The organism is Hoeflea sp. Naph1 (genome assembly GCF_046837775.1).
In the GTDB taxonomy this organism is placed as follows: domain Bacteria; phylum Pseudomonadota; class Alphaproteobacteria; order Rhizobiales; family Rhizobiaceae; genus Hoeflea.
This window is the reverse complement of the sequence record NZ_CP177286.1, coordinates 3,792,960-3,805,427: the sequence shown is the minus strand read 5'-3', so window position 1 is coordinate 3,805,427 and position 12,468 is coordinate 3,792,960. Positions and strand designations below refer to the sequence as shown.

Below are 12,468 nucleotides of genomic sequence, written 5' to 3'. Positions count from 1 at the left end.
AGTTTTGGAAAGATGGCGTGATGGCAGGGCACACCAAAAAGACAGGCTTCGAGGAATCTGGCCAGTCGGGCTACGGCGCAGTATTTGACGAAGGAAAAAAGCCGATGCTGGACCGGGTTAAGCTCGGCGAAGGTGGACGATTGGTTATCCCTGCAGCAATGCGTGAGGCGCTTGGGGTCAAGCCGGGCGACGAGTTGGCGCTGGAAGTCGAAGCCGGAGAACTGAAGATCAAATCCTACCTCGCGGTGATCAAGGAACTGCAAGCCGAGTTCAGCAAATTGGTGCCCGCCGGAACAGATGTGGTCGGTGACTTTTTGAAGGAACGCAGAGAAGAGCAAAAGCGCGCGGATGAACGGCTGGACCGCTTGCACGACGAAGGAATGCGCCTGAAGGACAAGACCTGATGGGTGCAGTCGTCGACAGTTCTGTCGTCTTGGCCGTGTTGCGCAACGAAGAGGGCTCCGAGCGGGCAGTGCTTGCTTTGGCTGACGGTTATCTGTCCTCAGTGAATGCGGCCGAGGTCGTGACGCGGTTGATTGATTTGGGTTACGAACCTGATCGCGCGGTGTCGACGCTTTCCAGGACGCGGCTCTCCGTGGTTCCTTTCGACGAAGAACTGGCGCTGTTGGCGGGCCGTCTGCGCACGGTGACGTGCCACCGCGGTCTTTCGCTGGGAGACCGCGCCTGCCTTGCGCTTGCCATTCGCGAGAAAGCGACGGCATTGACCGCTGACCGTAATTGGGCCGAACTCGACCTGCCGTGCAAAGTGGAGCTTATTCGCTGATGTCCATCATCCAATCCAAGATTTCCACCGGCTCGCAGGCGTTTCGCGACAATGCGGCGCGGATGCAGACGCAGATCGACGAGACGGCAGCGGCTGCCGAACGGCACGGACAGGGCGGCCCGGAAGCCTCCCGCGAGCGCCATGTCGGGCGCGGCAAATTGCTGCCGCGCGAACGGGTGGCGACATTGCTCGATCCTGGCTCGCCGTTTCTCGAAGTCGGCCGGTTTGCCGCGCATGATCTTTACGGCGGCGACATCGCCAGCGCCGGGTTGATCGCGGGCGTTGGCCGGGTCAATGGCCGCGATGTGATGGTGGTGTGCAACGATGCCACTGTGAAGGGCGGCACCTATTATCCGCTGACGGTAAAGAAGCATCTGCGCGCCCAGGAAATCGCGATCGAGAACAATCTGCCATGTGTCTACCTGGTGGATTCGGGCGGCGCCAACCTGCCCAACCAGGACGAGGTGTTTCCCGACCGGGATCATTTCGGACGGATATTCTTCAACCAGGCCAATATGAGCGCCAAGGGGATCTCGCAGATCGCGGTGGTGATGGGGTCATGCACGGCGGGCGGCGCCTATGTGCCGGCGATGAGCGACGAGACCATCATCGTGCGCGATCAGGGCACGATATTTCTGGCCGGCCCTCCACTGGTCAAGGCCGCCACCGGCGAAATCGTCAGCGCCGAAGATCTGGGCGGTGGCGATGTGCATACGCGGCTCTCGGGCGTGGCCGATCATCTCGCTGATAATGAGGCCCATGCGCTGGAGCTGGCACGGCGGGCGGTGGCCAATCTCAATAATCGTGGCGGGGCAGGGCTATGCCAGATGGATATGCTGGCGCCGGAAGATCCGCTCTATGATCCGGCCGAGATTGCCGGCATCATTCCCGCCGACACGCGCCAGCCCTATGATATTCGCGAAGTGATCGCCCGCATCGTCGACGGCTCGCGGTTTGATGAATTCAAGGCGCGCTACGGCACTACCATCGTCTGTGGTTTTGCCCATGTGATGGGCATGCCGGTGGGCATTGTCGCCAACAATGGCGTGCTGTTTTCCGAAAGTGCGGTGAAGGCTGCGCATTTCGTCGAACTCTGTTCGCAACGCAAGATCCCGCTGGTGTTTTTGCAGAACATTACCGGCTTCATGGTTGGACAGAAATACGAGGCCGGCGGCATTGCCAAGGATGGGGCCAAGATGGTCACCGCTGTGGCGACAACGCAGGTGCCGAAGATTACCATGATTGTTGGCGGCTCATTCGGCGCTGGCAATTACGGTATGTGCGGCCGCGCCTACAGCCCGCGATTCATGTGGACCTGGCCCAACAGCCGGATTTCGGTGATGGGCGGCGAACAGGCAGCCGGCGTGCTCGCTACCGTCAAGCGCGATGCGATCGAACGCAAGGGCGGCAGCTGGTCGGCGGAAGACGAAGCCGAGTTCAAGCGCCCGACCATCGAGATGTTCGAAACCCAGTCGCACCCGCTCTATGCTTCGGCGCGGCTTTGGGACGACGGCATCATCAACCCGCTCAAATCCCGCGAGATATTAGCGCTCAGCCTGTCGACGGCGCTCAATGCGCCGGTGGCTGAGACCAAATTCGGCGTGTTCAGGATGTGATGGTACGAAGGCCTGAAACGTGATATCAATATGATATCAGAAGGAGTAATCGAGATGGGGCAAATCGTAGTCAGGCAGTTGGATGACGCGGTGCTGAATGCGGTCAGGTCGAGAGCCAAGGCCAACAACCGGTCAACTGAGGCGGAGGTCCGCGATATCATTTCGAATGCGGTGGAGCTGCCTGTTCAAACAGTACCCAAGGCGCGAAAGCGATTGTTCGAACTGGTTGGAAGTGTACCGTCAGGCCGCACGGCTGAGGAAATCGTGACAGAAATCCGGGCACTCCGCGACGAATGGGAGGATTGACCGGTGAAGAATGGCGATCATGTTTATCTGGATTCCAATATCGTGATCACCATCCTGGAACAGACCGCACCGCTGAACCGACCGCAGAAACGGTTTATCGATGCGCTCGAAACCGGACAGCTAACAGGAATTTCAAGTCATTTGACGCTGGCTGAATGCCTGATCAAACCGATGCGCGAGAGCAATGAGCAAGCGATTGAAGCTGTGCTTCAGTTTCTTGAAAATCAGGAACACGTGGAACTGCTGCCGGTCAGCCCGGACATTTTGGTAAAGGCTGCAGGAATACGGGCGGTTTCCGGCACGAAATTGCCGGATGCCATCCATCTGGCCTCGGCTGTGGCCGCTGGTTGTCAAACGTTCCTGAGCGATGACAAGGGAATTCGGATGCCTGCAAGCGTTGCCCGTATCGGGTTTGCCGAATTGAATTTTGATTGAAACAAGAGTGCGCCATGATCACCAAAATCCTCATCGCCAACCGGGGCGAGATTGCCTGCCGGATCATCCGCACGGCGCGGAAAATGGGCATTGCCACGGTAGCAGTCTATTCCGAAGCTGACGCTAGTGCGCTGCATGTCGAGATGGCTGACGAGGCAGTGCTGATCGGGCCAGCGCAGGCGAGCGAAAGCTATCTCAGGGGGGATGCTATTCTCGATGCCGCCAAGCGCACTGGCGCGGATGCGATCCATCCCGGATACGGTTTCCTGTCGGAGAACCCCGGCTTTGTTGATCAGGTCGAGAAAGCCGGACTGATTTTCATCGGACCGTCGGCCAAGGCGATCCGGGCCATGGGGCTCAAGGACGCGGCGAAAGCGCTGATGGAAAAGGCCAATGTGCCGGTGGTGCCGGGCTATCATGGCGAGGCGCAGGAACTGGTGGTGCTGGCGGGTAAGGCCAACGAGATCGGCTTTCCGGTGCTGATCAAGGCGCGTGCGGGCGGCGGCGGCAAGGGCATGCGCAAGGTCGACAACCAGGCTGATTTTCCCGCGGCATTGTCCTCGGCACGGCGTGAGGCAAAAGCCTCGTTCGGCGATGAACGGGTGCTGGTAGAAAAATATGTCACCACGCCACGACACATCGAAATCCAGGTATTTGGCGACAGCCATGGCAATGCGGTGCATCTGTTCGAGCGCGATTGTTCGGCGCAGCGGCGCCACCAGAAGGTGATCGAGGAAGCACCGGCGCCGGGCATGCCCGAAGACATGCGCGCGGCGATGGGAGCGGCGGCGGTGCAGGCCGCCAAGGCGATCAATTATGCGGGTGCAGGTACAGTCGAGTTCATTGTTGATGCCAGCGACGGGCTGAAAGCGGACCGCTTCTGGTTCATGGAAATGAACACGCGGCTGCAGGTGGAGCACCCGGTCACCGAGGTGATTACCGGGCTCGATCTGGTGGAATGGCAGATCCGGGTGGCGGCCGGTGAGACGCTGCCGCTCACGCAGGACCAACTGTCGATTAACGGCCATGCGGTGGAAGCACGGATATATGCCGAAGATGCAGGCAAGGGCTTCTTGCCGGCGGTCGGGCGGCTGATGCACCTTCAATTTCCCGATGGTGACATCAGGGTTGATGCCGGGGTCCGCGCCGGCGACGAGATTACACCGTTTTACGACCCGATGATCGCCAAAATGATCGCTCATGGCCAGACCCGCGCCGAGGCGCTGGGCAAGCTGGCGGGGGCTTTGGGCCGTACCGAGATTGCCGGAACCGTCACCAATACGGCGTTTCTGGTGAAGCTTTGCCGGGATGCGGACTTTGCCGCGGCAAGGCTCGACACCGGGCTGATCGAGCGCAATATCGAGAGCCTGACTGCGGTAGCACCGGCGCCGGACCATATTACCGCGCTGGCCGCGGTTGCAGCCTCCGGTATGGTTTTAGATCACCGTGACGCCGTCGATGTGGCCGGAGCGATCGGGCCATTCGAAATATGGGGTATGCCGAAACGGTGGGTCCCACTCGAGATCAATGGCGAAATCCGCAGGTTCGAGATCGAACGGGCAGGGGCCCGGGACTGGCGCGTGACGGGGGATGCACTGGCTGCGGGCCGCATCGATCTGGAAGCCGTGTCCGTGCATGGCTATGACTGGGCATTCAGCGCCGGAGGCGTGGCAAGGCGTTGCCGGCTGGCCAATGCAGAAGACAGCGTGACGGTTTTTTACCAGGGACTTACTCATGGCTTTGGCAAGCCGCGTGGCAAGCGTGATGACGATATCGGCGGCGGTGGTGACCAGATAGCCTCGGCGATGCCGGGGATCGTCAAGCAGGTGCTGGTGGAGGCCGGACAAACGGTCAAGTCCGGTGAAGCGATGGTGATCATGGAAGCCATGAAAATGGAGATGACGCTGAGCGCGCCACGCGACGGGATTGTCGCCGAGGTTCTGGTCGCGGTCGGCGCGCAGGTAGCTGACGGGGTCCGGCTGGTGACGCTTCAGGCCGAAGCGGAAGCTGCGTGAGACAAATCCGCCTGCGGTTGCGGCCGGCTCTGGATTCACAAGCGCGAATAGTTGAAGTTAAGCGGCGACGCTCCACATAAAGCGTCCCCAAATCATACGCACTCAAGGATTCTTCATGTCTGAAACGCCCGACACTGTGCTCGATTTCTGGTTTACGGAACTCACGCCCAAAGACTGGTTTGTCAAAAATGAAGATCTGGATCGCCGAATTGCCGAGCGGTTCGGCCCGTTGCATCTGGCGCTCTCACGCGAAGTGCCATCGGAATGGCGCGCATTGCCGGAGGCCCGGTTGGCGCTGGTGATCGTGTTCGACCAGTTTCCGCGCAACATGTATCGCGGATCGCCGCTGTCGTTTGCTACTGACAGTCTGGCGCTGAAGGAAGCCAAGGCGGCTCTGGCGGTGGGCGCGGACGCCGAGGTCAGCGAGCGGAAACGTATTTTCTTCTACATGCCGTTCGAGCATTCTGAATCGATTGACGAACAAAATCGCTGCGTGTCGCTGTGCGAGGCCTTGGGCAACGAAACCTATCTCGACTATGCCCTTAAGCACAGGGCAGTGATTGAGCAATTCGGACGGTTTCCGCACCGCAATGCCATCCTGGGGCGGACCTCAACCTCTGGAGAAGAGGCCTATCTGGCCCAGCCTGGCGCCGGATTCTGATAAACCGGTCAAACAGGGCGGAAAGCCCGCCTGCGACGTGGCGTGGCCCGCGTGCAGGCTGCAGCCGTTTGAGATGCACCCGGACCCTGCTAAGGATGAACCGAGAGAACTTGGCGGAACGGGATATTCATGCGTCTTAACCGGTTGATCGTGTTCATGCTGGCTGCGCTGCTGATGGCAGCTGGAGGCGCGCGTACACAGACGTCCAGTTCGGAAACCGCCCCGGTGGCAATCTCGAACCCGGTCTCACCGGCTCCTGAGGTTCAGGCCTCGGCAGCAGTTGTGGCCGCCCAGGAGAAACTGGCCTCCTCTGAAAAACAAGTGGCCAAGCTCAAGGCTCAGCTTGAGGAAAGTGCCACCGACGACAGCCAGTTGGTAGATCTCAAGGTCACCGCCGAAGCTTTGGCGCGGTCGATGCTGGACATCGGTGTAAGTCTGCGGCCGCGTATTACCGAGATAAAGGCACGCATCGATCAACTCGGCGCGGCACCGGCAGAGGGCGAACCGGCAGAACCTGAGGTGATTGTCGCGGAACGGGCGCGGCTGGCTGAAGAGCGAGCGGAAATCAACGCGTTGACCGGACGGGCCGAGACAGTGTCGTTGCAGGCCAACGAAATCGGCGATCAGATTGCCGGTGCGCGCCGTGACCTGTTTGCCAATACCCTGTTCAAACGCACAGAAATCACCCCCACCCTGATTGCCGATGCCTTCAGCGCGACCGGCAATGAATGGAGCCAATTGTCCCGCACCTACGGGTCGTGGGCGACGTTCGTCTGGAAATTCAAACGCCAGGCTCTGCTGGGAAGTATATTTTTCTCGCTTCTGGCCGCGCTGGTGCTGATCGCCGGCGCTTATCGTCTGTTCGGCGGGCTGATCATCCGCGATGCCGACAACGAGGACCCGCCCTATACCAGCCGATTATCTGTGGCGTTCTGGTCCATCATCATTCCCACCATGGCGATGACGCTGCTGGCGGCGCTGGTGTTTGCGCTGATGAATAGTTTTGCGATTCTGCGCGCCGACGTGACGCCGGTGATCCAGAGCCTGATTGCGATGATGCTCGGGGTCTATTTCATCAGCAAACTGGCGCGGGCCATTCTGGCGCCGAAAATGCCGGCCTGGCGGTTGGTCAACGTATCGAATGGCGGCGCGCGGGTGCTTTTCCCGCTGGTTGTGGCCATGGCAGTCATCAATGGGCTCGACTATGTCGAAGACGTGATGAGCAATTCATTGGGCTCGCCAGTGGTGCTGACGGTGATGAAAGGCTTCATCTCTGTGTTCATGATGGCGCTGGTGCTCATTGCCATGGCGCTGGTCAAGCCGATGGTGCCCAAGACCTCAGGTGATCCATCCGAGCCGGGCCAGCCCTGGCCGCGAATTATTTCGAGGACGCTGCTGGTTGCTGGCATCGGGCTGATGGTGACGGCGCTGTTGGGCTATGTCGGACTGGCGCGCTTTGCCGCGACCCAGATCGTCGTGACCGGCGGAATTCTGACGACCATGTATATCGGCTATCTGTCCGGCCAGGCAGTTTCAGAAGCCGGTTCGTTTGCCAACACCACGGTGGGGCGCTGGCTGCAGGCGCGGTATAAACTCAGCATGATGGCACTGGATCAATGCGGGCTGGGCGCCGGCTTGCTGATCAACCTGCTGGTGCTGCTGATGGGGGTTCCGCTGATCCTTCTGCAGTGGGGGTTCCAGATCCAGGACATCGAAATCTGGTTCTACCGGCTGATGACCGACATCCGCATCGGCGGCATCACGATTTCGCTGGTCGGCATTCTGTTCGGTGTCGTCATGTTCGTGTTCGGGCTGATAGCCACGCGCTGGTTCCAACGCTGGCTCGATGGCAGCGTGATGGCGCGTGGACGGATGGACACCGGGGTGCGCAATTCGATCAAGACCGGGATCGGCTATCTCGGCGTCGCGGTGGCCGCGCTGATCGGCATATCGGTGGCGGGGATCGATCTGTCGAGCCTTGCGCTGGTTGCCGGTGCGCTGTCGCTCGGAATTGGTTTCGGGTTGCAGAATATCGTCAGCAATTTTGTCTCCGGGCTGATTTTGCTGGCCGAGCGGCCGTTCAAGGTCGGAGACTGGGTGGTAACCGGATCGACAGAGGGGTTTGTCAAGAAAATATCGGTCCGCGCCACCGAGATCGAGACCTTCAGTCGTCAGTCGATCATCGTCCCGAATTCGGAACTGATCAATGCGCCGGTCGGCAACTGGACCCACCGAAACAAGCTGGGGCGCGTCGATGTGCCGGTGGGCGTGAGCTATGACGCCGATCCGCGTCGTGTGATCGAGATTCTGTCTGAAATTGCACGCGGGCACGAGTTGGTGCTCAACAATCCCGAGCCTTCGGTGCATTTCGTCAATTTTGGCGATTCGTCGCTGGATTTCGAACTCAAGGCGCATGTCGCAGATGTGCTCGACGGGTTGTCTGTCCGCACCGAGTTGCGGCTGCGCATTTTCGAACGGCTGAAGGAAGAAAACATTGAAATCCCGTTCCCGCAACGCGATCTCAACATAAAACTGGGCGAGGGCGGCGAAACGCTGACGACGCTGGTGGCAGACCTTTCGGATGATGACGCAGCAACGGATGATCCATCGGCCAAGAGCAAGGCATCGGTGTCCAAGCCGAGCGCGCATACGCTGCGCAAACGCCGGGCGGCGCTCAAGGCGGGGCAGGATTCGATGGAAGGGGATTCCGGCGAGGGCGACCGGTAGGCCGCCCGCGTTCAGATTGCATTCAGTTTCGCAATGCTAGTAATCATTTCAACACGGGCGAAAGTGTCGTCCAGTGCGTTTTAACCAGGAGCGGCGGCGAAACCGCCGGAGACCGATGAAAACAGCAATTCTTGTCGTGGGCCTGAGCCTGGCGATGATTGGCGGCGCGGCAGCTGCCACGATCACCAACAAGGACAGCGATTCCCATGTTTTGACCGTGACCGAAGGCAGCAACCAGTCTGACATGGTGGTTGAAGCCGGCGCGACCGTCAATTTCTGCCCGGCCGGCTGCTTTGTCACCATGCCGTCAGGCGATCGCGAAACCCTTTCGGGTTCGGAAAGTGTTGAAATCATCAACGGCGACGCTGTCATCAAGTAATCTTTAGTCGAGAAAATTGCGGGCCGGTCATCCTCGCGATTGACCGGCCCGCAGCGTTTTCAATTGCATGATCCCAATCCAGCAGTCATTTATCTGCGATGGAAAAGATTCTGGTTTCTGCGTGCCTGTTGGGAAGCCCGGTGCGCTACAATGGCTCGGATCGGCTGGTTGAGAACTCCCTGTTGACGCTCTGGCGCAAACAGGGACGCATCGTGCCGCTTTGTCCGGAAGTCGCCGCCGGTTTTCCAACACCTCGTCCGCCCGCAGAAATCGAACCCGGCCTGCTGGGAGATGACGTGCTTGCCGGCAGGGCCCGTATTTTCGACCAAACTGGTGCCGATGTGACAAGCCCGTTCCGGCTGGGGGCGGAGATCGCGCTGGAGACCGCACTCTCGCAAGGCTGCCGGTTTGCCCTTCTGACCGATGGAAGCCCGTCTTGTGGCACCTCGTCTGTCTATAGCGGACATTTTGACGGGGTCGCGCGTGAAGGCGCCGGGGTGGTCGCCGCGCTGCTTTCGCAAAACGGTATTACCGTGTTTTCTGAAAACCAGATCGGACAGTTGGCAGAGGCGCTCGACAATCCGTCCTGACAGGCCCTGCGGATGTTGCCGGATTGCAAAACCTGCCTCGCGGACTCTGGCTCCCGCGCCACTGGTCGTGCAGCATGGAGATAATGTCGTAGACAGGCTCTGGTTTTGTGGCGACAGATCATAAATTCTGCTTCAAGCGCAATCAGGGTAGAAGACAATGGCAGGGTTTCCGGAGAAGGCGAAAGTAGTCATCATTGGCGTGGGCGGCATTGTTGGCGCCTCCATCGCGCATCATCTCATTGAGCGCGGCTGGGAGGACATTGTCGGCATCGACAAGTCCGGCGTGCCGACCGATATCGGCTCGACAGCGCATGCCTCGGACTTTTGCTACACGACCAGCCACGACTATCTGTCGGTCTGGACGACGCAATACTCGATCGATTTCTTCGAGAAGATGGGCCACTACGCCCGCATCGGCGGTCTGGAAATCGTGCGCGCCGGCGACGATGCATGGATGGAAGAAATCAAGCGCAAGATTTCCTCCGGCAAGGCTTTTGGCACCCGCGCCAGCTTTATCGGTCCCGCCGAGGTCAAGGAAAAATTCCCGCTGGTCGAAGAAGACATGGTTGCAGGCGCCTTGTGGGATCCGGACGCCGGGCTTGTCATTCCACGTTCGCAGACGGTGGCCGGCAAGCTCGTCGATGCTGCCGAGAAGACCGGCAAGCTGAACGTCTTCGCCAACACACCGGCACAATCGCTGATCGTCGAGGGCGGCCGGATCAAGGGCGTCGTCACCCATCGCGGTACAATCATGGCCGATCATGTTGTCGTCTGTGCCGGCATCTGGGGCCGTCTGATCGCTGAAATGGTGGGCGAGGATCTGCCTGTCATGCCGGTTGATCATCCACTGACCTTTTTCGGGCCGTACACCGAGTTTGAAGGCACCGGAAAGGATATCGGCTGGCCGCTGATGCGCGACCAGGGCAATTCGGCCTATATGCGCGACACCGGCGATCCGAAGACCGCCGAGGGGGGGCAGATCGAGTGGGGTTACTACGAGACCGACAATCCGCGGCTCTGCCATCCACGCGACATTCTGGAAAAGAACGAGGCGCGGCTGTCTCCGTCGCAACGCGACCTCGACATGGAACAGATCATCGAGCCGCTCGAGCGCGCCATGGAGTTGACGCCTATTCTCGGCGAACTCGGCTACAATGAAAGCCACTCCTTCAATGGCCTGCTGCAAGTGTCCGCCGCCGGTGGCGCTTCCTGCGGCGAAAGCCAGAAGGTGCGTGGGCTTTGGTATTGCGTTGCCATCTGGGTCAAGGACGCTCCGGGCTACGGCAAGCTGATCGCCGACTGGATGACCGATGGCCGCACCGAGATCGACCACAACTCGATCGATTACGCCCGCTTCTATCCACACCAGATGACCGAGGAATTCATCGAAAACCGCTGCTATGAGGCGGCGCAGAAGATCTATTTCCCGGCCATCCATCCGCGCGAGCCCTATGCCAAGAGCCGCGGTGTCAAGCGTTCGCCCTTTCACGAACGCGAGGTCGAACTCGGCGGCCATTTCATGGAACTGGGTGGCTGGGAAAGGGCGCATGGTTATGCGGCCAACAATCATCTGCTCGAGAAGTTTGGCGACCGGGTGCCGGTTCGTGAGAAAGAGTGGGACAACCGGCACTTCTGGCGTGTGTCCAATGCCGAGCACCTGCAACTGTCCGAAGACTGCGGAATCATCAACCTGTCGCACTTCCACATGGTCGACATCGAGGGGCCGGATCATGTTGCGCTGATGGAGTGGCTGTGCGCGGCCAAGATCGGCGGCGACAACAATATCGGCAAGGGCATCTACACCCACTTTCTCGACGACGAGGGCATGGTACGGGCCGATTTCACGGTCATCCGCATGGCTGACCGCTGCCGCCTGATCAACGGTGCCGACGCCGGGCCGCGCGATTTCCACTACATGCGGCGCATGGCCGAGGACAAAGGCTATGACGTTACCATCACCGATGTCACCGAGGCCTACACCACAATCGGAATCTGGGGGCCGAATGCCCGTGAGACGCTGAAAAAGGTCGTTGCCGACCCAGCGGGTCTTGATGTTGAAAACTTCGCCTTTGCTGCGATCAAGCCGATCGAGATCGCCGGCAAGACGGTGTCGGCCTTCCGGCTCTCCTATGTCGGCGAGCAGGGGTGGGAGTTGCACATGAAGTACGAGGACGGTCTTGCCGTCTGGGATGCGCTCCGGTCGACTGGGGTCACGCCGGTCGGGGTGGAGACCTACGCAAACTCCCGCCGCATGGAAAAAAGCCTGCGGCTGCAGAACGCCGACCTGTTGACCCAGTACAATCTGATTGAAGCCGACCTTGCCCGTCCGAAGGTCAAGGAAGCCGATTTCCGCGGCAAGGCCAAACACCTTGAATACAAGGCGCGTGAGCATCAGCCGGCCATGCTGTGCACGCTGGTGATGACCGACAATGTCGACGCCAAGGGCGTGGCCCGCTATCCAGTAGGCGCCATGCCGGTGATCGATCCGGAGACGGGCAAGACGCTGGTCGATGAATTGGGCCGCATTTCCTACACGACATCAGTCGCCTTTGGCCCAACCATCGGCAAGAACATAGCGCTCGCCTATCTGCCCTGGGAGTACTGCCAGGTAGGTCGCAAGCTCAATGTCGAGTATTTCAGCGAGACCTATCCGGTTGAAGTTGCGGCAGTTGGCTACAAGCCGCTTTACGACCCGGAGAACCTCAAGCCGCGGAGCTAAAACAGTTCCACTTGCAAAGGCCGCGCTGCTCCATCCGGGCAGCTTGGCCTTGTACTTGCGCTGGGTGGCGCCCGCCCATCGAACCGCGCCGATGATAAATATCCTCGGCAAAGTCCGGCGGGCGACAAGGGGCCGGGGAGAACGCGTTTGATCCGGATAACACAACGTTCCGGGCATAAGCCGCGCGCTATCTGCGCCCAGGGCAGGTCAAAATGCGGTTCGGCCTTTCATCCCTC

General features: G+C 59.8%; 11 protein-coding genes. All 11 read left to right on the top strand.

Annotated features, from left to right (window positions below; genetic code table 11):
- The first annotated feature begins 20 nt into the window (after window positions 1–20).
- Entirely contained in the window at window positions 21–404 is a 384-nt protein-coding gene (locus ACK6D9_RS18310) for an AbrB/MazE/SpoVT family DNA-binding domain-containing protein (protein WP_412049603.1), read from the top strand.
- On the top strand, window positions 404–784 hold the full coding sequence (locus ACK6D9_RS18305; protein ID WP_412049602.1) for a type II toxin-antitoxin system VapC family toxin: 381 nt from the start codon (window positions 404–406) through the stop codon (window positions 782–784). Before ACK6D9_RS18310 ends, ACK6D9_RS18305 begins: the two co-directional genes overlap by 1 nt.
- Window positions 784–2,400 (top strand): carboxyl transferase domain-containing protein, encoded by a 1,617-nt coding sequence (locus ACK6D9_RS18300; protein WP_412049601.1) that lies wholly within the window; start codon window positions 784–786, stop codon window positions 2,398–2,400. Before ACK6D9_RS18305 ends, ACK6D9_RS18300 begins: the two co-directional genes overlap by 1 nt.
- Window positions 2,401–2,454: 54 nt before the next feature.
- The gene (locus tag ACK6D9_RS18295; RefSeq protein ID WP_412049600.1) at window positions 2,455–2,706 is read left to right on the top strand and encodes a FitA-like ribbon-helix-helix domain-containing protein; all 252 of its coding nucleotides are present in this window, start codon (window positions 2,455–2,457) and stop codon (window positions 2,704–2,706) included.
- Between the two features lie 3 nt (window positions 2,707–2,709).
- Window positions 2,710–3,141, top strand: coding sequence for a type II toxin-antitoxin system VapC family toxin (locus tag ACK6D9_RS18290; protein WP_412049599.1), 432 nt, complete (start codon window positions 2,710–2,712; stop codon window positions 3,139–3,141).
- A 14-nt stretch (window positions 3,142–3,155) separates the two neighbouring features.
- Window positions 3,156–5,156, top strand: coding sequence for an acetyl/propionyl/methylcrotonyl-CoA carboxylase subunit alpha (locus ACK6D9_RS18285; RefSeq protein ID WP_412049598.1), 2,001 nt, complete (start codon window positions 3,156–3,158; stop codon window positions 5,154–5,156).
- A 115-nt stretch (window positions 5,157–5,271) separates the two neighbouring features.
- On the top strand, window positions 5,272–5,817 hold the full coding sequence (locus tag ACK6D9_RS18280) for a DUF924 family protein (protein ID WP_412049597.1): 546 nt from the start codon (window positions 5,272–5,274) through the stop codon (window positions 5,815–5,817).
- 129 nt (window positions 5,818–5,946) lie between these two features.
- Window positions 5,947–8,544, top strand: coding sequence for a mechanosensitive ion channel domain-containing protein (locus ACK6D9_RS18275; RefSeq protein WP_412049596.1), 2,598 nt, complete (start codon window positions 5,947–5,949; stop codon window positions 8,542–8,544).
- Window positions 8,545–8,659: 115 nt separating this feature from the next.
- Window positions 8,660–8,923 carry a hypothetical protein gene (locus ACK6D9_RS18270; RefSeq protein WP_322990332.1) on the top strand — a complete coding sequence of 88 codons (264 nt, stop codon included), beginning with the start codon at window positions 8,660–8,662 and terminating at the stop codon, window positions 8,921–8,923.
- Window positions 8,924–9,021: 98 nt separating this feature from the next.
- Window positions 9,022–9,513: a DUF523 domain-containing protein gene (locus ACK6D9_RS18265; protein WP_412049595.1), complete on the top strand. Its 492-nt coding sequence runs from the start codon at window positions 9,022–9,024 to the stop codon at window positions 9,511–9,513.
- Window positions 9,514–9,670: 157 nt separating this feature from the next.
- A complete protein-coding gene (locus ACK6D9_RS18260; protein WP_412049594.1) occupies window positions 9,671–12,232 on the top strand; it encodes a GcvT family protein in 2,562 nt (853 codons plus the stop codon).
- The last annotated feature ends 236 nt before the right edge of the window (window positions 12,233–12,468 follow it).